At 37.7% G+C, this 25864-nt stretch carries 23 protein-coding genes; 19 read left to right on the top strand and 4 right to left on the bottom strand.

Annotated elements, in window-relative coordinates:
• The 10 genes from EGI31_RS25110 to EGI31_RS25065 all read left to right on the top strand — a co-directional run bounded on the left by EGI31_RS25110 (position 1) and on the right by EGI31_RS25065 (position 10158).
• Positions 1-1722 (top strand): GMC oxidoreductase, encoded by a 1722-nt coding sequence (locus EGI31_RS25110; RefSeq protein ID WP_255039958.1) that lies wholly within the window; start codon positions 1-3, stop codon positions 1720-1722.
• 344 nt (positions 1723-2066) lie between these two features.
• Positions 2067-2660 (top strand): gluconate 2-dehydrogenase subunit 3 family protein, encoded by a 594-nt coding sequence (locus EGI31_RS25105; RefSeq protein ID WP_255039957.1) that lies wholly within the window; start codon positions 2067-2069, stop codon positions 2658-2660.
• An 83-nt stretch (positions 2661-2743) separates the two neighbouring features.
• Positions 2744-4855: a bifunctional aldolase/short-chain dehydrogenase gene (locus EGI31_RS25100; RefSeq protein WP_255039956.1), complete on the top strand. Its 2112-nt coding sequence runs from the start codon at positions 2744-2746 to the stop codon at positions 4853-4855.
• Between the two features lie 116 nt (positions 4856-4971).
• Positions 4972-5358 (top strand): GxxExxY protein, encoded by a 387-nt coding sequence (locus EGI31_RS25095; RefSeq protein ID WP_255039955.1) that lies wholly within the window; start codon positions 4972-4974, stop codon positions 5356-5358.
• Between the two features lie 119 nt (positions 5359-5477).
• Positions 5478-6713, top strand: coding sequence for a sugar isomerase (locus tag EGI31_RS25090; RefSeq protein WP_255039954.1), 1236 nt, complete (start codon positions 5478-5480; stop codon positions 6711-6713).
• 38 nt (positions 6714-6751) lie between these two features.
• Positions 6752-6925 (top strand): hypothetical protein, encoded by a 174-nt coding sequence (locus tag EGI31_RS25085; protein ID WP_255039953.1) that lies wholly within the window; start codon positions 6752-6754, stop codon positions 6923-6925.
• Positions 6915-7427, top strand: a complete 513-nt coding sequence (locus tag EGI31_RS25080) for a DUF6169 family protein (protein WP_255039952.1) — start codon at positions 6915-6917, stop codon at positions 7425-7427. The genes EGI31_RS25085 and EGI31_RS25080 overlap by 11 nt, the downstream gene beginning before the upstream one ends.
• Positions 7424-8131 carry a (Fe-S)-binding protein gene (locus tag EGI31_RS25075; protein WP_255039951.1) on the top strand — a complete coding sequence of 236 codons (708 nt, stop codon included), beginning with the start codon at positions 7424-7426 and terminating at the stop codon, positions 8129-8131. The genes EGI31_RS25080 and EGI31_RS25075 overlap by 4 nt, the downstream gene beginning before the upstream one ends.
• Complete coding sequence (locus EGI31_RS25070; protein WP_255039950.1) at positions 8131-9519, top strand: lactate utilization protein B; 1389 nt, start codon at positions 8131-8133, stop codon at positions 9517-9519. The genes EGI31_RS25075 and EGI31_RS25070 overlap by 1 nt, the downstream gene beginning before the upstream one ends.
• A gap of 63 nt (positions 9520-9582) precedes the next feature.
• A complete protein-coding gene (locus EGI31_RS25065) occupies positions 9583-10158 on the top strand; it encodes a LutC/YkgG family protein (RefSeq protein WP_255039949.1) in 576 nt (191 codons plus the stop codon).
• Positions 10159-10161: 3 nt separating this feature from the next.
• Here EGI31_RS25065 and EGI31_RS25060 read toward each other — a convergent pair whose 3' ends face one another.
• Complete coding sequence (locus tag EGI31_RS25060) at positions 10162-11961, bottom strand: peptidase associated/transthyretin-like domain-containing protein (RefSeq protein WP_255039948.1); 1800 nt, start codon at positions 11959-11961, stop codon at positions 10162-10164.
• A gap of 241 nt (positions 11962-12202) precedes the next feature.
• On the opposite strand from EGI31_RS25060, the gene EGI31_RS25055 reads away from it, so the two are divergent.
• The 5 genes from EGI31_RS25055 (at position 12203) to EGI31_RS25035 (ending at position 17136) form a co-directional block, all read left to right on the top strand.
• A complete protein-coding gene (locus tag EGI31_RS25055) occupies positions 12203-12427 on the top strand; it encodes a hypothetical protein (RefSeq protein WP_255039947.1) in 225 nt (74 codons plus the stop codon).
• A complete protein-coding gene (locus EGI31_RS25050; protein WP_255039946.1) occupies positions 12417-12752 on the top strand; it encodes a type II toxin-antitoxin system RelE/ParE family toxin in 336 nt (111 codons plus the stop codon). The genes EGI31_RS25055 and EGI31_RS25050 overlap by 11 nt, the downstream gene beginning before the upstream one ends.
• Positions 12749-13375, top strand: coding sequence for a TIGR04282 family arsenosugar biosynthesis glycosyltransferase (locus tag EGI31_RS25045; RefSeq protein WP_255039945.1), 627 nt, complete (start codon positions 12749-12751; stop codon positions 13373-13375). The genes EGI31_RS25050 and EGI31_RS25045 overlap by 4 nt, the downstream gene beginning before the upstream one ends.
• 165 nt (positions 13376-13540) lie before the next feature.
• The gene (locus EGI31_RS25040) at positions 13541-16381 is read left to right on the top strand and encodes a TonB-dependent receptor domain-containing protein (protein WP_255039944.1); all 2841 of its coding nucleotides are present in this window, start codon (positions 13541-13543) and stop codon (positions 16379-16381) included.
• 14 nt (positions 16382-16395) lie between these two features.
• Positions 16396-17136, top strand: a complete 741-nt coding sequence (locus EGI31_RS25035) for a GLPGLI family protein (protein ID WP_255039943.1) — start codon at positions 16396-16398, stop codon at positions 17134-17136.
• A gap of 195 nt (positions 17137-17331) precedes the next feature.
• Here EGI31_RS25035 and EGI31_RS25030 read toward each other — a convergent pair whose 3' ends face one another.
• From EGI31_RS25030 to EGI31_RS25020, 3 genes are all read right to left on the bottom strand, one after another.
• Complete coding sequence (locus EGI31_RS25030) at positions 17332-18663, bottom strand: hypothetical protein (RefSeq protein ID WP_255039942.1); 1332 nt, start codon at positions 18661-18663, stop codon at positions 17332-17334.
• A 212-nt stretch (positions 18664-18875) separates the two neighbouring features.
• Positions 18876-19622, bottom strand: a complete 747-nt coding sequence (locus EGI31_RS25025; RefSeq protein ID WP_255039941.1) for a methyltransferase family protein — start codon at positions 19620-19622, stop codon at positions 18876-18878.
• 154 nt (positions 19623-19776) lie between these two features.
• Complete coding sequence (locus EGI31_RS25020) at positions 19777-20436, bottom strand: DUF4230 domain-containing protein (protein ID WP_255039940.1); 660 nt, start codon at positions 20434-20436, stop codon at positions 19777-19779.
• Positions 20437-20482: 46 nt separating this feature from the next.
• Here EGI31_RS25020 and miaA point away from each other — a divergent pair, with 46 nt between their 5' ends.
• The 4 genes from miaA (at position 20483) to EGI31_RS25000 (ending at position 25596) form a co-directional block, all read left to right on the top strand.
• Entirely contained in the window at positions 20483-21421 is a 939-nt protein-coding gene (gene miaA, locus EGI31_RS25015; protein ID WP_310586246.1) for a tRNA (adenosine(37)-N6)-dimethylallyltransferase MiaA, read from the top strand.
• 85 nt (positions 21422-21506) lie between these two features.
• A complete protein-coding gene (gene cmk, locus EGI31_RS25010) occupies positions 21507-22196 on the top strand; it encodes a (d)CMP kinase (RefSeq protein WP_255039939.1) in 690 nt (229 codons plus the stop codon).
• Positions 22184-23254 (top strand): NAD(P)/FAD-dependent oxidoreductase, encoded by a 1071-nt coding sequence (locus tag EGI31_RS25005; RefSeq protein WP_255039938.1) that lies wholly within the window; start codon positions 22184-22186, stop codon positions 23252-23254. Before cmk ends, EGI31_RS25005 begins: the two co-directional genes overlap by 13 nt.
• A 44-nt stretch (positions 23255-23298) precedes the next feature.
• Complete coding sequence (locus EGI31_RS25000) at positions 23299-25596, top strand: BamA/TamA family outer membrane protein (protein WP_255039937.1); 2298 nt, start codon at positions 23299-23301, stop codon at positions 25594-25596.
• Positions 25597-25864 lie beyond the last annotated feature (268 nt).

Below are 25864 nucleotides of genomic sequence, written 5' to 3'. Positions count from 1 at the left end.
ATGGCCAATCTGAATACAAAACTTAATAAAACAAATACGTACGATGCCATAGTGGTAGGTTCAGGCATGAGCGGGAGTTGGGCAGCCAAAGAACTTTCGGAGAAGGGTCTGAAGACGCTAGTTTTAGAGAAAGGACGAATGGTCAACCATTTGGAAGACTATCCGACCATGAATCAAGACCCATGGGACAAGGAGCACAGAGGAGCACTTACTGCTGAGGATAGAAAAAAGCATCATATTCAGATCAGAAGTGGGTTTGTAGGTGAAGATACCAAACATTTCTGGACCAATGACATAGATAATCCTTATCAGGAAATTCAGCCGTTTGATTGGATTCGCGGACATCACACAGGTGGAAGGAGTCTGCTTTGGGGTAAACACACTTACCGTTGGAGCGAGCACGACTTTGAAGCCAATGCCCGTGAAGGCATAGCCATAGATTGGCCTATTCGTTACAAAGACATAGCTCCATGGTATAGCTATGTTGAAAAATTCGTTGGTATCAGTGGTGAGAAATTGGGTCTTAGCCATTTTCCAGACGGTGAGTTTCAGCCGCCCTTTCCGTTGAATTGTTTAGAGGATCATTTTAAGTCTCAAATTCAAAGCAAATTCAAAGGCAGGTACGTCACCTCTGGTCGTGTGGCCCACTTAACAGAACCTACCGAAGAACAGCTAAAGCTGGGCCGAGGAAAATGTCAGAACAGAAATCGCTGCTCAAGAGGTTGTCCTTTTGGAGCTTATTTTAGTGCCAATTCATCCACTTTACCTGCTGCTAACAATACGGGTAATTTTGTCATTCGCCCTCATTCAGTGGTAAAAGAAGTGCTATTTGATAATCAAACTCAAAAAGCAACTGGTGTAGTGGTGATAGACGCCGAAACTATGGAAGAGCATACCTTCAAAGCAAAAATCATTTTCTTAAACGCCTCAGCCATGTCAACGGCTCAGATTTTGATGAATTCGAAATCAGAGCGTTTTCCAAATGGCATGGGTAATGATTCTGGTGAATTGGGTCATAACATCATGGACCATCACTATCATGTGGGAGCTATGGGTGATTTTGATGGCATGGAAGAAGACTATTATAAAGGCAGAAAGCCGGTAGGTATTTTTATTCCCAAATATGTCAACATTGATGCACAAACGCAGAACAAAAACTTCTTGAGAGGTTTTGATTATCAAGGAGCATCAGCTAGAAGCAATTGGGGTAGAGGTGGAGATGAAATAGGCATAGGTGCAGATTTTAAGGAATCCCTTTATAAACCGGGTGGCTGGAGTATGTCATTGATGGGATTTGGAGAGGTTTTACCCTATCATGAGAATAAAATGCACTTAGATTTTACGAAAACAGACAAATGGGGTATGCCTCAGATAGTTTTTGATGCTGGTTTTATGAAAAATGAACTCGAAATGCGTAAGCAAATCAAAGCAGATGCCGTAGAAATGTTAGAAGTCTCAGGATTTAAGAATATAAAATCTTTTGATAATTCTGGGGGAATGGGTGTAGGTGTGCATGAAATGGGAACCGCTAGAATGGGTAAAGATCCGAAAACTTCGGTATTGAATGGAAACAATCAGGTGCATGCTGTCAAAAATGTGTTTATCACAGACGGTGCGTGCATGACGAGCTCAAACTGCGTGAATCCATCGATCACCTACATGGCTCTCACAGCACGAGCAGCGAACTATGCTGTAGACGAACTCAATAAGCATAATCTATGAGTCGGTACAGGTAAAGACGCAATGCATTGCGTCTCAATCCTAGGTGGACGCAATGCATAGCATCTCAATCCTAGGTGGACGCAACGCACTGCATCTCAAGCATAGATGGATACAATGCATCGCATCTCAATCCGAGGTAAAGACGCAATGCATTGCGTCTCAAGCCAGAGTAAATGCATTGCGTCTCAAGCCAGAGTAAATGCATTGCGTCTCAAGCCGGAGTAAATGCATTGCGTCTCAAGCCAGAGTAAATGCATTGCGTCTCAAGCCAGAGTAAATGCATTGCGTCTCAAGCATAGATGGATACAATGCCTTGTATCTCAGTAACAATAAGAAACAATAAAATGAACAGAAGAGATTACCTAAAAAATACTGCAGCGGCATTCGGCTTAACCCTAACGGGAATTTCCATGTCCGAAATGCTCCTTTCGTGTCAAAAGCAAGCCAAGTTAGATTGGAAACCGGTTTTTTTTACGAATAATCAAGCGGCTTTAATAGCAGAAATAGCAGAAACGATTCTGCCGAAAACCAAAACTCCCGGTGCTAAAGAAATGGCTGTGCCACAGTTTATTGATAAAATGGTAAAGGAAACCATGGATGAGGCCTCGCAGAAAAAATTGATAGCAGGAATAGATTCATTTGAAGAGGAGGTAAAGGCAAAATACAACACTGATTTTATTTCTTTGAAACCAAGCCAACGGCAAGAATTTCTCGAAAAATTAGATAAAGAAAAACCTCGTTCCGGGCTCACGATGTGGGGAATTGCCTTGGAAAAAGATGTGCCAGAAGCCACCTTTTTCAAGACTATCAAAGGTTTAACATTGTTCGGTTTTTTTACCTCCGAAGAAATCGGGAGAAATGTCTTGGTTTATGACCCTGTGCCTGGCGAATATATCGGTTGCATGCCTCTAAAAGGTCAAAATTCTTGGACAGAGTAGGTATTCCTCAGTACAGTAAAGGACAGTTTAATAAATCCTAAACCATTTTTTTGTAGTAGATTTTAAAAAAAATACATTTTAGTATGTCGTTTAATAAAGACAGTTTCAAACACGCAAATTATCTATGGGACGAGGCCAAAGCTGCTGAAATGGCTGGCGATGAAGTTGCGTTATTTATATACCGCTCCAATCTCCTTGGGGCCGATCTAAGATTAACAAACTATGGAGGTGGTAACACCTCGGTTAAAATATCAGACAAAGATCCCTTAACGGGCAAAGAAACACAGGTAATGTGGATCAAAGGTTCGGGTGGTGACATCGGTACCTTGAAAAAGTCAGGCTGTGCGGCACTTTATATGGAAAGGTTATTGAACCTTGAGAACGTATATAGAGGTATTGAGCATGAAGACGAAATGGTAGAACTTTTCAATCACTGCATTTTTGATTTGGCCTCCAAAGCTCCTTCCATTGACACACCATTACATGGATTTTTGCCATTTAAACATATTGATCACTTACACCCTGATGCTGCCATAGCGATTGCCGCTGCTAAGGATGGTAAAAAAATAACTGAAGAATTATTCAATGGAGAAATTGGTTGGGTGGGCTGGCAAAGGCCAGGATTTGACTTGGGATTAAAACTCAGAGCTTGCCTGAACGAAGCAGCAGCCAAAGGCATCACGCTAAAAGGAATTATGTTGGGCTCTCATGGATTATTCACTTGGGGAGATACTGCATATTCTAGCTATATCAACACTTTAGAAGTTATAGAAAAATGTGCTCAATATTTAGAGGATAATTTTGGTAAAACTAGACCAGTTTTTGGAGGACAAAAAATAGAAAGTTTAGCAGATGCAGATAGAAAAGCTAAAGCAGCAGCATTAGCTCCAACGCTAAGAGGATATTGCTCTTCTGAGCGTAAAATGGTGGGCCATTTCACTGATGATAGCCGAGTTTTGGAATTTATAAATTCGAATGATTTGGCAAAATTGGCTCCATTAGGGACTTCTTGTCCTGACCACTTTTTACGTACTAAAATCGCTCCTTTGGTTTTAGACCCTGCAAAAATTGAAAATAAAGAATACTTAACTTCAGTTTTCGAAGAATACAGAACGGGTTACAAAGCCTACTATTATGCCTGCAAACATCCAAATTCGCCAGCCATGCGTGATCCTAATCCTGTGGTAATACTTTACCCAGGAGTTGGTATGTTTACATTTGCGAAAGATAAAACCATGGCCCGTTTAGCATCGGAATATTATACCAATGCCATAAATGTAATGAAGGGTGCTGAGGCAGTTTCCGAATATACTGCATTACCACATCAGGAGGCCTTTGACATAGAGTATTGGTTATTAGAGGAAGCAAAACTACAAAGAATGCCTAAGCCAAAGGCTCTTTCAGGAAGAATTGCCTTGATTACCGGAAGTGCTGGTGGGATTGGAAAGGCAATTGCAAGGAAATTTGCTGAAGAAGGTGCTTGTGTGATTTTGAACGATATCAACCAAGAGAGACTGGACTCGGCAACCGAAGAATTTCTGAAACTTTTCGGCAGAGATGCTGTGGCCTCTACTTTGTTAAATGTTACTGATAAAGATTCGGCTTTTGCGGCATTCGAAAATACAGCCTTAGCTTTCGGAGGTGTTGATATTGTGGTAAACAACGCAGGAATTAGTATCTCAAAATCTATTGCAGAGCACAGTCTTGAAGAGTGGGATAGACTGTATGATATTTTGGTAAAAGGTCAGTTTATAGTATCACAAGCAGGGGTAGCTATCATGCGTAAACAAGGTATTGGAGGAGATATCGTAAATATAGTTTCCAAAAATGCCGTAGTGGCCGGGCCTAACAATCCTGGGTATGGATCTGCAAAAGCTGCTCAAGCTCACATGACCAGATTAATGGCTGCAGAATTGGGAGCCGATAAGATCAGAGTAAATACTGTAAATCCAGATGCTGTTATCTCCGACTCAAACATTTGGGCAGGAGGATGGGCCGAAGGCCGTGCCAAAGCCTACGGAATTACCGTAGAGGAACTGCCAGCATATTATGCAAAAAGGACACTATTGAATGAAATTATTTTACCAGATGATATTGCTAATGCATGTTTCGCATTTGTAGGTGGATTGCTAAATAAGTCAACTGGAAACGCTATTAATGTGGATGGTGGTGTAGCCATGGGCTTTTATAGGTGATTTTTATGGAACACGGATTAACACTGATGGGACCGCACCGGCGGCCCGGACGGATTTTTTTAAAATTTTTCTTGATCTATTGTGTTATTCATTGCCCAAAAGAACTATTCGAAATAATGAAGCATGATGTATTAACCCAAAGAATTATTAAAGTTTATTATCAGGTTTATAATGAACTTGGGTACGGCTTTTTAGAAAAGGTTTATCAAAATGCAATGTTTTTGGCATTAAGAGAGGAAGGTTTGGAAATAGAAGCTCAAAAAAAAATAGATGTTTGGTTTCGAGGGTATAAAGTTGGTGAATATTTTGCTGATTTAATTGTTGAAAATTTGGTAATAATTGAATTAAAAGCAGCTGAATGTTTACTTGAAGAGAATGAGGCTCAATTGCTTAATTATTTAAGAGGAACAAGTATTGAAGTAGGATTACTATTTAATTTTGGAAAAAAAGCAGAATTCAAAAGAAAAGTTTACGATAACCATTTGAAGTACATACCCATTTAGAAATTTAGTAATTCAATTTAAAAAAGAATCCGTGTCCAATCTGTGTTGATCCGTGTTCTATAAAACAACAAAAGATGATAATTTCTCAAAATATAATAGATGACCATAACGCCAAACAAATGGCGAAACACAAAACACTCTTTGATTTCGCAAAAAACGAAACAGAAGGTGTTGAAAAAATAATTCAACGATTAATAGACTTCCAAGTTGCCATTCCATCTTGGGCATTAGGAACTGGTGGAACACGTTTCGGACGTTTTCCTGGTGGAGGAGAGCCAAGGAGCCTTGAAGAAAAAATTGAAGACGTAGGACTTTTGCATAAGTTAAACAAAACTTCTGGTGCTATTTCTTTACACATTCCTTGGGATATTCCTACATCTCCTAAGGAAATACAGACCCTAGCAGCTCAGCATGGATTGGCTTTTGATGCTGTAAACTCTAACACTTTTCAAGACCAGCCAGATCAAGCTTTGACCTACAAATTTGGTTCTTTGCAAAATGTCAACAAAGCCATACGCAAGCAAGCAATAGACCATAACATCGAAGTTATAAAACATGGCATAGATTTAGGTTCTAAATCTCTAACAGTTTGGTTATCAGACGGTTCATGTTTTCCTGGCCAGTTGAATTTTAGAAAGGCTTTTGAGAATACATTGGAGAGTTTACAAGAAATATATGCTGCCCTTCCTTCAGATTGGAAGTTGTTTGTCGAATACAAAGCCTTTGAGCCGAACTTTTATTCTATGACTGTGGGCGATTGGGGACAATCACATTTGTATGCATCAAAATTGGGAGAAAAGGCATTCACGTTGGTGGATTTGGGTCATCATTTGCCAAACGCCAACATTGAGCAAATAGTAAGTCTATTGATGATGGAAGGTAAATTGGGTGGTTTTCATTTCAATGATTCGAAATATGGCGACGACGACCTGACAGTTGGAAGTATCAATCCTTATCAGTTATTTTTGATTTTCAATGAATTGACGCACGGAACTCAGCCAAATAACGCTCCATTTGAATTGGGCTCTGGATTTGGTTGGATGATTGATGCATCTCATAATATCAAAGATCCTTTAGAGGATTTATTACAGTCAGTAGAAGCCATTATGGTAGCTTATGCTCAATCGCTTTTGGTTGATTCAAAAGCATTAGAGGACGCACGTGAAAGCAATGACGTAGTAAAAGCCCAAGAAATTATTCAAGCAGCCTATCGCACTGATGTGAGACCAATTGTAGCCGAGGCAAGATTGAGAGCTGGTGCGGCTCTTTCACCCATTGGTATTTTCCGTGACCTGAAAGTTCGTAATGTTTTAATAGGTGAACGTGGTTTGAAAACGGTTGCAACTGGATTGTGATAATTTTTGTTTGTATATTTGAATTAAAAAAATGCATTATGATTACGCTAACAATAAAAAGTAAGGGGCCAAGTAGCCCTCAAGCTATAGACTTAGCAAAGAAATTGCTTGAAAGTAAGAAGCAAACTCAGGCTGAAATGAGGGAGTTTGCCAGAACTGATGAGTTTCAGACAATAGTGAAAAGATTAAGGGAGAAAAAGAATGCTAGATGATAGCTCAATTAAAAACTACTATGATTTTGAATTTCAAGATGGGAATGATAAATCATATTTCTTCGAAACTAAAAATGGTTATTTTTATCAGATAAAATTTAAAGAGTCCAGTTATTTATTTTCGCCTATTAAAACAATCAGTCCAAATTCTTTCGAGTTTGTTGTTGATTTAGTCTATCCCCAAGGGAACTCAAAAGTTATTTTGGATAGCGTGATTCCTAGTACAGTAGCTGCTATTTTTAAAGATTTTTTTAAATCAAACGGATTAGGTACGGTTGTATATATAATTGACTCTTCAGATTCAAGACAATCAGCACGAAAGAGGAAATTTGATAGTTGGGTAGAATTATTTAAGGGAGACGATTTTTTTAAAGTCGATGCTGAAATTATTGATCTTGAGAAAAATAAAATTTACAGCTCACTCATAATTAAAACAGACAATCCTAACTTCAATGAAATAATTAAATATTTTGGCTCCTTATCTTCAACATATTCCAAATGAAAGTAGCCCTATTCATCCCCTGTTATATTGATCAATTCTACCCGAAGGTTGGTATCGCAACTTTGCAATTGCTCGAAAAGTTGGGCTGCGAAGTTGTATTTCCGCAAAATCAAACCTGCTGTGGACAACCTATGGCCAACTCAGGCTATGAGCATATTACCGGCGATTGCACCAAACTATTTCAGGACAATTTTGATGATTATGATTTTGTAGTTTCTCCTTCTGGTAGTTGTACTTTACATGTGAAAGAACATATTCCTTTGAAGGGTAAAATTTATGAATTGATAGAATTTATAACAGATATTTTAAAAGTTGAAAGCCTTGAAGGCGAGTTTAAGCATAAAGTTGGGCTGCATCAAAGTTGCCACGGGCAGCGTGGACTCAAACTCAGCCAAATGTCCGAACTCAATGCCCCGTTTTTCTCGAAACCAGAGCAATTGCTCAAAAACCTTAAGGGCTTGGAGTTAGTTACTTTGGATAGAAAAGACGAGTGCTGTGGCTTCGGAGGTACGTTTTGTGTAGCCGAAGAAGCTGTTTCGGTCAGAATGGGACAAGATCGATTGGCGGATCATCTTAAAAATGGAACAGAAGTATTAACAGGTGGAGATACCTCTTGCTTGATGCACATGGAAGGAATTATTCGTAGAGAAAAACACAGCATCAAGGTTATGCATATTGCAGAAATTCTTAATCAAGCAATCTAATGAAAACCCATAGCGAAGCGGCTGAAATATTCAACAAAGACTTTGATCGCACCACTTGGCACGATGAAACCCTATATTTCGTTCGCCAAAAACGTGATAAAGCCGCTTTTCAGATTAAGGATTGGGAACTTTTGCGTGAAACTGCTTCTTCCATAAAAAACAATGTTCTTTCAAACATGCACGATTATTTGTTGCAATTTGAAGAGAACGCCATAAAGAACGGTATAAAAATACACTGGGCTGCAGATGCCAAGGAACATAATGAGATAGTTTACGGTATCATTTCTGAATATTACAAAGGTGAGATTCCTGTTGATACTTTCAAAGGCATGGTAAAATCCAAATCAATGCTGACAGAGGAATGCCATATGAACGAATTTTTGGCAGAAAAAGGCATTGAAGTTATAGATACAGACTTAGGAGAGCGAATTGTCCAATTGGCAGAAGAGCCACCTTCACATATTGTGATGCCTTGTATTCACTGGAAAAAAGAAGAAATCGGAGAATTGTTTCACAAACATCTAGGCACTGAAAAAGGAAACAAAGACCCTCAATATCTAACAGAAGCTGCTCGTCAGCACCTGAGAGATAAGTTTCTAACCCGACCGATTGCCCTGACAGGAGTAAATTTTGCCGTTGCTGAAACAGGAGAATTCGTGGTTTGCACCAACGAAGGCAATGCAGACATGGGAGCTCATTTGGCTGATATTCATATAGCCAGTATGGGATTTGAAAAGATTATTCCGCAAAAAAAACACCTTGGCGTGTTCTTGAGGCTTTTGGCTAGAAGTGCTACTGGCCAACCAATAACCACTTATTCGAGTCATTTTAAAAAGCCACGTGAAGGCCAACAGATGCATATCGTGATTGTGGACAATGGTCGCTCAACACAATTGGGTCGTGAAGATTTTCGAAATTCTTTGAAGTGTATAAGATGTGCGGCATGTTTCAATACTTGTCCGGTTTATCGTAGAAGTGGAGGACATAGCTATCACAATGCTGTTGCAGGGCCTATTGGCTCTATTTTGGCTCCAAATTTAGACATGCGAGCCAACGCCGATTTGCCATTTGCGAGCACACTTTGTGGTTCGTGTAGCAATGTTTGTCCAGTTAAAATCGATATCCATCAACAATTGTACAAATGGCGACAAGTTTTAGTGCAAGAGGGTTATGCACCTGCATCTAAAACCTTGGCCATGAAAGGCATGTCAACAGTTTTATCAAATCCGGGCATATTTAAATTTTCAGGAAAAGTAGGAAGAATGTTGATGGATAAATTGCCATTTTTGGTAAACAACAACATGAATCCATGGTACAAGCAGCGTGAAATGCCCGAGCCACCGGAAGAAAGCTTTAGAGATTGGTATAAAAAGAATAGGAAAAAATAAAAAAACTCACGAAAGTTCCCTCTTCCTTTGGAGAGGTGATTTAGGGGTGAGGTTGAATTTAATATGAGCAGTAGAAACGAGATACTTTCTAAAATAAAACAGAATCAACCAGATTTGTTGCCTTTGCCGGATTTGTCGGTTTTGGGTACTGAACAGTATGATTTGGTGCAAAAATTCACCGAAATTTTGGAAGGCATAGGAGGGAAGGTTTTGCAAGTTTCGAATTTTGAAGAAATTAAAAAATATATTATCTCCAATTATCCTATCAACGCTAGAGTTATCTCTACATTGCCAGAATTTTCGGAAAATAAAGACTGGCAAATAGCTGACCCACATAAATTAAAGGATGCTGACTTTTTAATTATAAAAGGTCAATTTGCTGTGGCCGAAAACGGGGCAATTTGGCTGACAGAGTTGGAAATGGGACAACGGGTAGCTCCATTTATTACACAATATTTGGCAATCATTATCGAAAAATCCGCCATTCTGCCCACCATGCATCAGGCTTATGAGCAAATAGGTATGTCAGATTATGGCTTTGGTGTATTTTTGGCTGGTCCTTCCAAAACTGCGGACATTGAACAATCATTAGTACTCGGTGCCCATGGAGCTCGTGGTTTAGTGGTTTTTTTGGTTTAAAATTTACCTTATTTCAATCACTTTTCTCTCCGAAATCACTTTTCCATTATCATCTTTTCCGGCCAGCTCAATCACATATTCTCCAGGCATAGCCAAGACTTCAAATGAAACATGGGCTTTCCCAGTCTCGCCAGTTTCAATATTCGAATTCCAGTAGATGGTATTTCTGTTTTCGAATAAATCTAATCGTTCTCTATCTTTAATTTTTGAGGGCAAATAGAAGTTTTTGGTAGAATTGATACCTTTTGTAATAAACAGTTTAGCTTCGTTTTTGTCCCTCGTTTTTCTTTGTTCTACTTCAATATTGAGATAGGATTTAGAATAGATAACAATTAATGGTGGAAAACTTCTATAAAAATCAAGCACCCCAATCATGTCAGCCGAAAGATGCCCAATAGTTTCAGGAGTGACCTCCATTCCATCGTATATAATACTCACACCCACAGGTTTGTTAAGCAACATCAGGTTTGTAGTGTGCCTTTCTACATCATGAACTATTCTTATTCCAGGTACCAGAGAATTTAAAGAATAGAGGATATTTGGTCCAGTTGACTTTTTAAGGTCTTTCGATGCGAAACTTTGTGATGGTGGTCGCCCAAAAAGTTTTCGGTCTTTCGCTAATAATTTATTTTCGAGTTTTTTTGCTTTAACTACAACTTCATCTAAAGTTACCAGCTGATCCATATTTTCAAAATTGTATACTTTATTGAAGACTGGACTTTCCACTATTTGGTCAATGTTGTTTTCACTTGAGAATTTATACTTTAAATGTACGGTCGGTTTTTCAGCCAAGGTGATGTTTTTTACGATTTTATTTTTCTCGTTATAGGCTTTCAAATAAAACACCGTACTGTCGTATGTATTAGGAAGTATAAGGTTGAATTTTCCACTATCATTAGTTTCAACAACTTTGAAATCACTCAAATTATTATTTAAAAACCATACTGAGCCTTTAATATTATTTGCCAAATTGCCATAAATTAGTCTTCCTTCATCTTCCATGGGATATGAAGGAAGTGAATCTACGATTTTAGTTAGTTGCTTGTTTTTATGTAGATTTTCAAGTTGTGGATTTAAAAAATTTGCTTTTGTTACAGTTGTTGAAAAAATGCAATTCATGCATTCCTTTATTTCGAAGTGTATTGTGTCGGTTTTACCAAATTTCGATTTTTCAACCTTCAAATATTTGTTCTCAAAATATGTGGAAGCAATGTTAACGTTGGGAACCTTATCCAGCGGAAGTATTTTAAATTCAGTATAACTGAAAGTTGAATCATCAAAATTACGCATCCAATTGGTATAAGCTCTAAGCACATATTTACCCTCTGCAAGGTTTTGAGGTACTTTCCATGAGCCCGAACTTCTGCCATTTTCAAAAAGATAGGAACCTGAAAAAATATTTCGTTTTTCTTCTGAGAAAATGTCTATATAAACAACCTTGCTAGATACGGATTCTGGAGATATCTTATTGATTTTCAAGCTGAACCAAATAGTTTCTTCTGGGTAATAGTAGCTTTGATTTAAATGAGAGGAAATAGATTCGTTTCGGATTATAAATTGGTTATTTCTTTCCCGTGTCGATGTAAACTCCTTCTTCAGTTTCTCTTGAAAAATGTAATCATCAGAAGTAGTTGCTTTCGTTGTATTGTTTATAATTACTGTTCCGTAGGCCAGTGGTTCTTTGGTTTGATGGTCTATAATTTTGCCTTTGATGGATTTTTGTCCAAAAACTAGTTGAGTAAAAAACAACAAAAAAATGGTGACAAGTTTTAGGTTTTTGGTATGCTGTTTTAATCTCGACATTTTGCGGCAGTTTGAGGTGTTTTAATAGAAATTAGCGGATTTGTAAATCTATTTTTTTTTTCAATTTCCAAGAAAAAGTATGAACTTCACTAAAAAAGAAAAGTTACCACCAGAAATGTAAAATAAATGTAGCAAAAATCTTTTATTTCCTAAAATCCGTTTATACTTCTATATTTGTTGAAATTTGTAACCAATTGTAATCTTGGTTTATCAAATGTTTAATAATCTAGACCTTTACTGTATGGAGTCATTATTAATTCGCCCGAAATCCAAAGATGAAATGGAATTGTTAAGGGAAGTTCTTAAGAAAATGAAGATTAAATCGGAGGTGATCGAACTTGATTCAAAAATTAGAAAAAAGAATGAATTTCTTACTTCCTTAGAGTCAAGAATATTGGATCTTGAGAAAGGAATTAAAGAGAAAAAGGTATTCAAAAATGCATTTGATTTACTAAATGAAGTTTGAGTTAGAAGCTATACCCGAATTCGAGAAAGAATTTAAAAAGCTTTCAAAGAAATATCCTTCCCTCAAAAGTGATCTGCTTAAATTATTCCACTCTTTAGAATTGAATCCGCATCAAGGTATAAGTTTAGGTAAAGATTACTTCAAAATAAGAATAAGAATTTCGAGTAAAAATAGAGGGAAAAGTGGTGGTGCGAGAATAATTACTTGTGTTAAAGTCATATTGGGTAAGGTTTATCTAGTTGCATTATATGATAAAGCAGAAATTGGAAATATTATTTCAGCAGAAATAGAAAATAGGCTATCAAAAATCCTCTATCAAGATTGAAATCAGCTCTCCTCATATTCATAAAAAACCCTGAACTTGGTAAAGTAAAAACCCGATTGGCAGCCACCATTGGGGATGAAAAAGCACTAAAGGTTTTTAAAAAACTGCTTGTTAATATTCATGACAAATCTCTGAATGTGAAAGCGGATAAACTTTTGTTTTATTCCACGTACGTAGATAAAAATGACATTTGGGAAAATGAGGTCTTCAATAAGTTTGTTCAGAGTCCATCTCCAGATTTAGGTCAAAGGATGCTTTCAGCATTTGAGGAGGCCAGAGATTTAGGTTACACCAAGGCACTTATTGTCGGAAGCGATATTTATGAAGTTTCCACCGAAATTCTTCAAGATGGTTATGAACTTTTGGAAAACGCTGAAACTGTCCTCGGGCCATCCCATGATGGTGGTTATTACGCCATTGGTTTTAATTTTGAAAAAATTCACTCAGCAAATTTTCTACAAGATGTTTTCTTGAATAAAACATGGAGCCATGAACATGTGGCAAACGAGGGTTTGGAGACAATTAATTCATATTCTTACACTTGCAACTTTCTGCCAGTTCTCAGCGACATTGATACAGAAGAGGATTTGAAAAAATTTTCGGATATCTACAATAATTTATAAAAACTAATGTTTTAGTTTTGTGACACAGTTCTTTTCATGGCATTCTGCATGTTTTTTAACTTTTGTTAAGCAAACAATTGTTAAATAATGTAAAATCCACACGTTACATTTTTTTGAGAAAGAAACCCGTTACAATTTGCAAACCATTAGAAACTAATTCGAAAAATGAAAAAACTATTACTCCTTGTGGCCGCACTATACATGGCCACATTGACCTACGCACAGAACTACAGCATCAAAGGTTCATTGATTGATTCTGAAAAGGCTCCGCTCTCCTTCACAACGGTTTTACTACTTTCTCCCTTGGACTCGTCCATGATAACTTTCGTTCGGGCCGATACAGATGGTAATTTCCTTTTTAAAAACCTCAAAAAGCAAGATTATCTACTCAAAGCTACCTTTGTAGGTTATGTTCCTTTACAAGATTTGATCAAGTTTGACCCAGCAACCTTACAAAAAGACCTCGGGCAGCTGGTTTTGAAACCTATTCAAAAAGAACTTTTTGAAGTAGTTGTTCGGACGGCGAAGGCTCCGATGAGTTTCAAAGGCGACACCATAGAGTACGATGCCAGCAAATTTAAAGTACCGCCAGGCTCTTCGGTGGAAGATTTGCTCAGGAAACTTCCTGGTGTACAAATAGACGCTGAAGGTAATATTAAAGCTCAGGGAGAAGAGGTCAAAAGAGTGACTGTAGATGGCAAACGCTTCTTTGGGGATGATCCGAAGTTGGCCACGAAAAACCTTCCAGCTGAGGCAATCAACAAAGTCCAAGTCTTTAATGATAAATCTGAGTCGGCAAAGTTGACGGGTGTGGAAGACGGGAAAAGAGAAAAGACGGTCAACCTAGAACTGAAGGACGAATTTAAAAAGGGAGGATTTGGCAAGGCCACAGCTGGGGCAGGCTCTGACCAACGTGTAATGGGCAAGGCCAATTATAATAAATTTGATAGTAAAAATCAGTTTGCAGTAGTGGGTTTTGGTAACAATATCAACCAAACAGGTCTTTCTAATAATGATTATCAAGACTTTAAAGGAAGTCAATCCTATAACTGGAACGATAACGCCGACTTTGGATTTTCGCAAGGAGGCATGCGGTTTTTCTATTTTGGTGGTGACGACGACAATGATGATAATCTGGAAATACCACAGACTTGGGGTCCTGGGCAGGGATTTTCAAAGAACTATGCGGGTGGTTTGAACTATAACTATGACACCAAGAAAACCAAGGTAAGTTCTAATTATTTCTTCAACCAAACCGACCAAACCCTTGACCAACTCACTAACTCACAGTATTTTTTACCAACGTCGAGTTATTTTAGGGCAGATACTAGTTTCAATAGAAATTACTCCCAAAATCATAGAATGAGCCTGAGATTTGAGAAGGAAATAGACTCCTTGAATACATTCGTGTTAAACGTAAATGGAAGGGCTGGCAATAGAACGCAGTCTTCTGTAAATGGTATCGACTTTTTAAATACAAGTAATGAGAGATTTAGAAATCAGGCCTCTAGTAATTCTTATGATGCCACCAGTTTTGTTTTGTCCAGTTCGGCCATTTACCGACACAAATTCATGAAAAAAGGCAGGAATTTTGCCATTTCAGGAACCTACAATAAGAATAACAGTGACCAAAATGCCAACCAAACTTCTATTTTTAATGAGTATTCAGTAGTTGGCGAAAAATTCCCGCTAGGTTCCAATATCAGAAATTTGAATCAGAATGTTTTAGGACTGTCAGGTTCAGATGAGATAAAAAGTAGTTTATTGTACATGGAGCCCTTGAGCAAAAAAGTTGTTTTGGAGACTTTTTATAACTTCAGCAATCTAAGCCAGAATGTTGACCGAGATGTATTTAATCTTTTTGCTGATAGCAAGCCAAGGGTAGATTCATTGAGTAGATATTTTGATAATAACATTTTGTTTAACAGAGTGGGTACTGCTTTGCGTTTCAATGCCAAGGGGCTTAATATTTCAGGAGGAATAGCCGCCCAAAAATTTGATATAAGAGGCAAATTTTTTAATAACCAAGGTCAGTCAGAAATCGGAAACATAAAGAATACTTACAGGGCTATTTTGCCAAATGTCTCCATTAACTACGACCTAAAGAACAGTAGATATTTGAATTTTGACTATAACGTGGGTCTCAATGCTCCAAGGATTAGAGACTTGCAGCCGTTCATTGACAATTCCAATCCGATGTTTGTGAGAAAAGGTAACCCGAATCTACTTCCAACTACCACTTACAATTCCAATTTGTACTATTATATGTTCAATCCGGTATCTTTCATCAATTTAAACGCGGGTGTGAGTTATACCAGATACAAAAATCAAGTTATTCTTAATCAGCAAGTTAATAGTGATTTGTCTACTGTTTACACTCCTGAGAATATTTCGGGAGGTGATAATTTTAATGTGTACACTTATTTTGGATTTCCGATAAAGAAAACCAAAGTGGCCATGGCTTTGAACGCCAGTACCGGAATTTCCAAAAATCTCATGTACATCAATAACGAGTTGAACGAAAATAAAGGAGAGAATTTCTATCTCGGAACTAGGCTAGACCTTACACCGATAGACTGGTTCTCATGGTTTATTTCGGCTAACGCGGGTATAAATAACGCGAGCTACTCGATCTCAACCAATCAAAATCAAAAGTTTTTTAACAATTCGGTACAATCAAATACGGTCTTGCAGTTGCCTAAATTGATTTTCTTTACAACTGATTTTAATTATACGCATTTCAAAAACAACAAATTAGGGTTTAATCAACATGTGCCAATTCTAAATTTAAGTGCATACAAAGTTGTAGGTAAAAACAAGAAATCAGAAATTAGACTGAGCCTTTACGATGCCTTCAAACGTAATGTCAGGGTGAATCAGAATGCGTTTCAGAATGTGATAAGTAGTTCAGTTTCGCAAACGCTCTCGAGATATTTTATGGTTACTTATACCTATAACATGAAGGGCATAACGGCTAGAGTTAAAAAAAGTAGATGGGAAGATTAATATCAAATAATACAATGAGAAATTTAATAATAATATGTTTAGTGTTTGTTTCAGCTTTGGTTCAAGGTCAAAAGATCTCAGGACGAATCATTTATGAAACCTCAAGAGATCTTGGTAAGACTTTGGCCAAGGCCAAGTTTATGTCCAAAGAAGAAAAAGATAGAGAGTCTGAGACATGGAAGAATATGTTTTCTCAGAAAACCAAGTATGCTCTGAATTTTACAGACAAGAATTCGTTCTATACCTTCGAAAATCAGCAGGAAACTACCGAAGACGGTACATTTACCTATACGCATGATGATTTTTACCTTACAAGGGATTTTGAGAAAGGCACTTACTTTGACTATCAGAATGTTCTAGGTAAAACTTATATTGTAGAAGATAGCTTGAAGCCGTACAATTGGAAAATCATGAATGATGTAAAAGACATAGCAGGCTATATTTGTATGAAAGCAGTAGCTTATGATGCTTTAAAAGATCAGAAAATAGAAGCTTGGTTTTGTACTGATTTTGTAACTTCCTCCGGGCCTGACCGCTTTTATGGTTTACCTGGAGTTATTATGGAAGTCACATTGGACGACGGTGCCTATGTAATTTCTACGGTCAGTGTCGATACTAACCCCGCTTTGGAATATCCAAAATTGCCCAAAAAAGTGAAAGGCAAGAAAATTAATACAGATGGATATAATAAGATTATTGTGGATTATATCAAACAAAGTGAGGCCATGCATAGGCTGCCTTGGTGGCTTTATTAATGAGTTTTTATAAATGATTATTTTCAAAAACCTCGTTTGACTCATCAGGCGAGGTTTTTTTACTGCCAGAGTTTATGTCGTCGCCAAAGTTTGTGTCCTAGCCAAAGTTTGTGTCCTCACAAACTTAACGCTGTCCAAGTTTGTGTCCTCGCCCAATTTTGTTTCCTCACAAACTTCTCCATTACATCAAAACCTTCATTTCTTTTTCGCAAACCAACGATAAAACCTCGAACCTTCAATATCTGCCATATAATTCCATATTACATTATTGTTGGGATTTACGATCGTTTTGTGGTCTTGTATCAAGATATCTTTGCCTTCAATGTCTTTAAGTATTTTCCCAACTTTTCGAAGTTTAGGGTTCTCGGAGGTCATGAGTTTATCGTCCCAGTCGGTTTTGTGGCTGATGTTTTCGGCAGATGTCCAAATGATGGGCTTGCCGACTTCAAAACCAATGTGCCAGACCGCACTCACAGACATGTAGGCGAGCACAGCCCATTTTCTCCAACCCGATTTTTCTTCTATCAAAAACTGCCCAACCAACAACATTAGAAAAAACAAGGCCGGTATAGAAAGCCTTCCGGGGAAATCAATGCCATAGCCTTGCTGAAAAAAAGGTAGTGGAATAAGCACGATGACCACCAGCCAGAAAAGTGCATTTTTCTTAAATTTTGAACTGATCAAGAATGCAATAATTGCCCAAGAAAGTAGATAAAATACAATCAGTATTTTTGGTCGATGGTGCAGCACTTGGAAAAACTTGCCGGCCTTGTTCGAGTCTATATAAATAAAGTTTAGACCCACCACCAGAGCTGCTCCAATGATATTTTGGAAGCTAAGATAATGTTTTACGTTTTTCCATAAGTCATCTTTAAGTGTACCTTGGTAGTATTTCCATATACTAAAAATTATAAATGGAAACATGCCCACAAAGGCAAATGGGCTAAGGAAAAATGTAAGAGCGTAAAGGAATAATGTATTCTGTTTTGGACCTTTGTTGTAGATTAAGAGAAGTATAAGCCAAGCTGTAAGTGACTGATTGAAAGTCCAGTAGATAAGACCCAAGTTGCTATCAGCATAAAGAATCATACCAGCCCAAAGTGGATTGGCCGTTTCGGTATAGATATCTAAGAAGGAGTTTTTGTACAAAGCCCCAATGAAAAAGAGCGTGCCCCATCCGAAAAACAAAAGAAGCAGTTTGTAATTGAATTTTCGGAGATATTTTCCAGTTTGAAAAACGACTAAAACTGTCCCGATAAATGTCCAGAAAAACAAAGCAAACCTACCGAATTCTAAACCAAAAGCTTTTCCAAGGGCGGCTGCGGGAAGATAAAAGCCAAGGTAATAGGTCATCATGGTGGTTTTTCCTTCAAGAAAATGCCCTGGGAAACCACTTACTTTGTACATCACAGGCCAGTCGTATTTTACCAAATCGGCAAAGAGGGCTCCTCGGTACAGATGGTCGTTGTTTTGATACGTATAGTGCCCAATACCTGAGAAAAAAATGATGAAAAGAATTATTAGCAAAGAGACCCAAATCGTTCTTGGGTTTTTACTTAACAAATAATTGATTGAAAAATCAGAATGGACGTTTTTTAAACAAAGAAAAATGGAAACCAACGTAATACTCGAAAAAGCTATTGCGGAAGGCAAATTCAGCCATGCAAGACAAAATATCAGGAATGGAAGACTCAAATAGAGATAGGAAGCCTTGGTTAATATGCCATCCCAGTTAGGTTTCATCTGCCTTCTTCTTCAAGAATGTTTGTTGAACGTTTTATGACTTTCAGAATTAAATAGAGTATGGTACTGACTGCAAAGCCCCAAAACCAGAAAGTTGGCTTAAAGGTATATTCACCCCATTTGATGTATTCTCCCACCACTTCGAAGATATAAAACAAACCAAACATAGCAGCAACACCGTTTTTCTCTTTTTTCAATATTTTTTTAATCGAAAAAGGGTATTTTGGAGTAGTCGGAGACTTTAGTTTTGGTATAAACGCAGGTTTATCTGATGCCCATTTGAGATATGGTTCACCAAATTTTCTTCTTAAAAATGCTTCTTCGGCAAACATAATGCGTTCGTAGTAAACCCAGTAGGTAAAAGTAAATGCCACCAAATACCACAAGTCAGCTGTTAACATAGCCACACCCAACCACATCAAGAAATTACCTAGGTATAGGGGATGTCTAACTAAAGAATAAATACCTGTTTGATTAAGTTCTGCTGCTACTTGTCCCTCGGCGGTGTTTCTACCGGAGGTGTTTGCAGGTGTGTGACCTACGGCGTATATTCTAACCAAAAGCCCCAATAGCCCTACAGCTAAGCATACTAGCCAGTAATTAAAACCAAGGTCTGGGTAGCTCATGTCGTATATTTTGTAGGCATATACGCCCAAGCCTGATGCCAAAAAGAAAATAGGAATATAGCTCCGAAATTTAAACAATACGTTGCCTTGCTCCTCCAATTCTTCTATTAATGCCATAAATGTTTTTGGTTATTCGCCACAAAGGTAATGATAAAAGACTTTTAGACCGAATAATCTTTAATTTGAGCTATGTATTTGCTTCATTAGAATTAGGCCAAAGCACATAAAGGTTAAGCCATTGCTTTAATATTTACCAAAATTAAATGTCTAATCAAACTTCTTTAAAAGATGCTTTTTCGAGTACTTTAGGTAGAATCTCATGGTCTTCGAGTAAGATTGTCTTTTTGCCACCAACCTCTTTTATCTCCAACTCCCAGTTCATAGAGGCTGCTAATTGTTTCATCATTACTTTCACTTGGTTGGCGGCTATCAGCGGCAAGTCACTTTCTTGGGCTTTATCTTGCATCATTTTTTTTGCCTCAGCTAGTATAGCGGTGTAATCATCGTTGTTGAATTTGCTCAAAAGTCCTTGGTTTAAATCGTAAAACTTGTAGTCGGTATCAACGGAAAGTATTTCAGCTGGAGCAAACTCTTCTATAATTAATTTACGTTCTGAATTCTCTCTGCTAAACTTCATTTTGCTAAAATCATATCCTACCGAAACCTTGGCCTTCGCTACTACTAAGGCTTTGTTACTAGACTTAAACAATCCCCAAAATTCCTTTTTAGAGTTGTGGTCGTATATTTCGGTAAAATAGCCTTCAGCCAAAACCACCTTGAATACTTTCTCGATTCTTTCAAGCAAAACGTTGGATTCCACCCTTAAACTTTCTGTATTGTCTTTGAGTTTTTTGCCGTACATCCAGTTGAACACCTGCCACGAGGCCAAGCTTCCAACTGCCAAAGCGATGATGAATAAAAGAAATTCCATGTTGTATTTTGTGATTTGAAAGTCTAAATTAAGAACATTATCATAAATTTGCTCAAAATTTATCGAATTCCTTATCGAAGAACAGTTACCTACGTTAATAATTATAGTTGGTCCCACCGCTGTGGGCAAAACGGACTTGTGCGTAAAACTGGCTCAGTGGCTTAGCTGTGATATAATTTCGTGCGATTCGCGGCAGTTTTACAAGGAATTGAGTATCGGCACTGCCAAGCCTACATTAGAAGAAATGCAAAATGTGAAACATCATTTTATAGATTCACACAGTGTGGAAGTACTTTACAGTGCTGGCGATTTTGAAAGAGATGTTGAAGCTTTTTTAGAGTCTTATTTTCAACAAAACAATGTGGTCATTATGACTGGTGGCTCGGGATTGTTTGTCGATGCAGTAGTTAATGGCCTGGATGATATGCCCGAAGCACCCTTGGAGTTGCGGGCCGAACTTATGCAAAGACTTGAAAACGGGGAAAAAGAGAGCATGCAAAACGAACTCAAATCTTTAGATGCCGTGGCTTATCAGAATATAGATATACATAATAGTCAGCGGTTGGTAAGGGCTTTGGAGGTATGCTTAAGTACAAGTAAACCATTTTCATCATTTCAAAAAAAGGGAGAAAAGAAGCATTTTTATAAAATAGTAAAGATTGGTATAGAACGACCGAGGGAAGAATTGTATCAAAGAATAAATTTAAGAGTAGAGGCCATGTTTGAGCAAGGATTGCTCGATGAAGTAAAAGGTTTGCGAGAATTTAAAGACAAAAATGCCCTTCAAACTGTTGGCTACAGAGAGGTTTTTGGTTTTTTGGAGGGTGAACAAGACCTGCCGACCACGATGGACCTCATAAAACGCAATACCAGACGATATGCCAAACGACAGTTGACTTGGTTTAAAAACAAGGACTCCTTTGAATGGTTTGATGCTCAGTCATTTGAAGAAATTAAAGAATTTATTTCAAAGGAAATTTCTTAAATATCGCATTTTTTTCTGTCAGAACTGGGTAGTTTCATTTATTTTTAAAAAACATCTTACAAGTGGCTTTCAAAAGAACAGAATTATGTCAAAAATTATAATAGCTATAGATGGCCATTCCTCTTGCGGAAAAAGCTCCACGGCCAAAAAGGCGGCCGCAAACATGGCTTACAGTTACATAGATACAGGAGCAATGTATAGGGCGGTAACACTTTATTTCCTTCAAAATCATGTGTCACTTTCCAACCCAAAAGAGGTGGAAAAGGCTTTGGAAAACATTAGCATAGAGTTTAGGATTAATTCTGCAGGACAAAATCAGACTTATCTCAATGGACTAAATGTGGAGGATGAAATAAGGAAATTATATGTAGCCAACAAAGTGAGCGAGGTGAGTGCCATAGCAGCTGTTAGGCACGCCATGGTAGACCAGCAACGAAAAATGGGCAAGAAAAAGGGCCTAGTTATGGACGGGAGAGATATAGGTACGGTTGTTTTTCCTGAAGCCGAACTCAAGATTTTCATGACTGCAGATCCACTTGTACGAGCCCAACGCCGCCAAATTGAACTCATGGAAAAGGGCGAGGTGCTAGATATTGAAGAGATCTTAGAAAATATCAAAGGTCGAGATGTTATTGACAGTACGCGTGCCGAAAGTCCATTAAAACAGGCCGATGATGCGGTAGTGATAGATACCACTTATATGACGCTCGATGAGCAGGTAGATCAGGTTATTCTTTTGGCCGACATGGTGGTGCTTAAAAAATGGAAGGCTTGAAAAAATACGACTTCATAATAGTAGGAAACGGACTTGCGGGTTCCTTGTTGGCGAATGAATTGCTCAATAAAGGACAGAATATATTGGTTTTTGGGGATCCTACCATGAAATCCTCGAGTATGGTTGCTGGTGGTATGGTGAACCCTGTTACAGGCAAGTATTTGGCAAAAACTTGGTTAATCGATGAGCTTTTTGGCCTGTTGTTTGATTATTATCGAGGCTTAGAAAGGGAGTTTAAAGCGAGTTTTTTTCATCAAACGGGTTTGTTTAGGCCTTTTGCAAACCAAGAAAGTAAGGTAAATTTTCTAAATCAAATAGAAAAACATCAACTTCAGGATTATCTGGAGGTTCAAGATAACCCTACGGACTATTCTCCATATTTTAGTGTCAACTTGGGTGGCATGTATACCCAAAAGGCAGGTTGGTTAGATGTACCAGCAATGCTCGCCAAAATCAAAGAAAAGCTTTTGGAAAAAGAGTCTTTTGTAGAGTCAAAATTCGTTCATGAAGATTTGATGCTTGACAATTCAGGTTTCCGATACAATGATATTTTTGCTGAGAAAATCATTTTTTGTGAAGGTTTTTATGCAACCCAGAATCCGTATTTTCATTGGCTACCATTTAATCCTGTAAAAGGAGAGAGTGTTTTGGCCAAAGTAAATAACTATAAAATAAAGTCTATAGTTAACCAGGGTAAATGGATAATGCCATTGGGTAACGACAAAATACGGATTGGAGCTACCTATAGTTGGCATGAGCTTGACTTTGAAGCTACTGAACGGGGTCGAGACGAGCTAGTGACAAATGCACGAAAAATACTAAATATTGAATTTGAGATTTTGGCTCAACAGGCAGGAGTGAGGCCCTCAACCAAAGACCGACGTCCCATTGTGGGCGAACACCCTCATCACAAAAATATGTTTGTATTTAATGGTCTAGGCACAAAAGGGGTTTCTTTGGCACCATATTTTGTAAAACAGCTCTTAGATTTCATTTTTATACAAAAAGATATTAATCCCGAAGCAAACATTGAAAGGCATTATGCGTTATATTCGTAATTATTAACTGGTTTAGTACGATTTTTTGACCTTTTCTTAAACTAATGAAGTCTATAAAAACATTACTTATTACTGGGGTATTATCTGTTTTTCTAAGTTCGGTGGCTTTTTCGCAGCGATATTATGGCGTTACGGGAGAAGAATTTGGGAAAAGTAAGATTCAGAAGAAAAGGTTCGATTGGAAAACCATTAAAAGCAACAATTTCGAGTTTAATTTCTACCGAGGTGGTGAGGATTTGGCCCGTAAAGCTGCAAAAAAAGCCGAAGAAGAATTTGAAAAAATAACCGAAACCTTGGGCTATACACCTTTTTCGGTCATGAAAGTCTTCATTTATAATTCACCAGAGGATCAAAGACAAAGTAACATAGGTAACACTGCTCCACTGGATTTAGACGGCGGCATCTTAAATCTCTCCAAAGCCCGTGTTCAACTTCCTTATCAAAAGAGCGACTCCCTTTTTTATAATAAATTGATCAAAGAAATCGCCAATTTGTTTGTTTATGACATGCTATATGGTGGTAGTTTGAAAGAGGCGGTTCAAAGTCAATTGCTACTTATGGTTCCCGATTGGTACATAAGTGGTATCTCGGCATATATTGCTGAGGCTGATAATTCTGTTAAATATGAACAGTTTAAGAAAGTAATCGCCGAAAATAGAAACCAGAAACTTTCGCAATTGCGAGGTAAAGATGCGGAAATAATTGGGCAGTCGATATGGCATTATATTGCCATTAAGTACGGGAAGGACAACATTTCTAATATTCTTAATCTAACCAGAATTATCAGAAACGAGCAGTCCAGCATAACCAGTACTTTGGGCTTATCTTTTTCAAAGTTTCAAAGAGAATGGCAGGCGTTCTATTTGGAAGGTAATTTAGAAAGAGAGCAGAAAAAGGAAGTCGTGAAAGTGGAAGAAGCTCAGCCTAGCACGCCAAATGTGCTCTTGAACCTCAAAAATGGAGAAATTGACACAGATAATTATGTTTTTGACGAGGTCAATATTCAGCAGTATAAGCTTTTGAAAAAAACAGATGATTCTCCAAATATACTTGTAGGCAATGGACAAAGAGAGGGTTTAAAGAAATCAGCAGATGAGTTTAAACTTAGTCCTGTGAAGGCCTACAACAATTTGTTGGTTTCAGGAGGTAACGATTTGGGGATATTGATAGACCCTGCGAGAAGATTTGGGGTGGGATATAAGTTAATGTTTAATGATTTGCTAGAAAACAATGTACTTACATTAAAGACATACGTCCGACCGTCGGCTCCTTTCTTTAAGAACTACGATTACTCACTTACCTATGGCAATTTTGCTAAAAAAATAGATTACATCTTTAAATTTGAGAAGCGTTCTATCAATTTTGATGGTATAGATGAGGACAATAATTATTTGTTCCGACCTATAAAAATTTATCCGCAAGCAGACAAAACCATTTTGTTGTCAAGGCGAATTATATCGCAGAAGTTCTCAGCTAGTGTAGTTTATCCTTTTTCCGAAAATCTCAAATTTGAGTTTACGCCATCGTTTTTAAAAGCCACGGACATTGATTATGAACTTCCCGGTCGTGAAAACCTCAATAATCTTTATCTTTCTGCTGGTGTGAATTTGGTCTTTGACAATACTCTTGCCAACTCCAGCGGTGTAGATCTCGGTACTCGTGGGAAATTTGGTGTAGAGAAAAACATCAGCTTTAAAGATACCAAACAGAACTTTGAAAGCTTAAATCTCGACCTTAGGCATTATCAGAAGTTAGTCAAAGGTTTGGTTTTAGCTGGGAGATTTAACTTTGGTAAGAGCATGGGCAATTCACCCAAATTTTCTTACCTAGGAGGGATGGAGAATACCGTAAATCGCTCTATTTATGATGCCCAAGGCCTATTACCTGGACCTGCTGGCGACTTTAGAGATATCCTGTTTTATAATTTTCCTGGTCAACTTCGCGGCTTTGACTTTGCTCGATTATTTGGCAATAATTACATCTTGACCAACTTTGAACTAAGGGGATATTTGGCAGAATATTTCCCAAGAAGCTCCATGTCTAGCACCTTTCTAAGAAGCCTTCAGATGGTTGCATTTTATGATATAGGTACAGCTTGGAATGGTAATAAGGGGCCTTTCAGCAGACAGAATAGCCTCAACACCATTCTTATTGGTACAGACGGAATAAGTCCTTTCTTTGCTGAAGTAACCAACTTCAAAAACCCTTTTTTGATGGGTACGGGATTAGGTCTTAGAACCACTATTTTAGGCCTTTTTGTCAAAGCTGATTATGCCGTAGGAAAGGAAGATAAAGCATTTTCAAAACCTAAGTTGTACATTTCCATAGGAAAAGACTTCTAATTTTTGGAAAAAACTCCACTTTGTTAAAGCTGATTATGCCGTAGGAAAGGAAGATAAAGCATTTTCAAAACCTAAGTTGTACATTTCCATTGGAAAAGACTTCTAATTTTTGGAAAAAACTCCACCTCATTTTTAGTACATTCAAATCTATTTGGCATCGATTAATAAATTTTATTGGATTCTTTTGGCATAGTTTTAGCTGCTATGTTTCTTGTATTTTTTTTATATTTCCTATCCAAAATATTATCAAGCGGTGTAATTTTATTAA

It is taken from the genome of Lacihabitans soyangensis (assembly GCF_024343775.1).
Taxonomy (GTDB): domain Bacteria; phylum Bacteroidota; class Bacteroidia; order Cytophagales; family Spirosomataceae; genus Leadbetterella; species Leadbetterella soyangensis.
The sequence above is the reverse complement of the archived record's forward strand: the minus strand, read 5'-3'. Positions and strand labels throughout refer to the sequence as shown.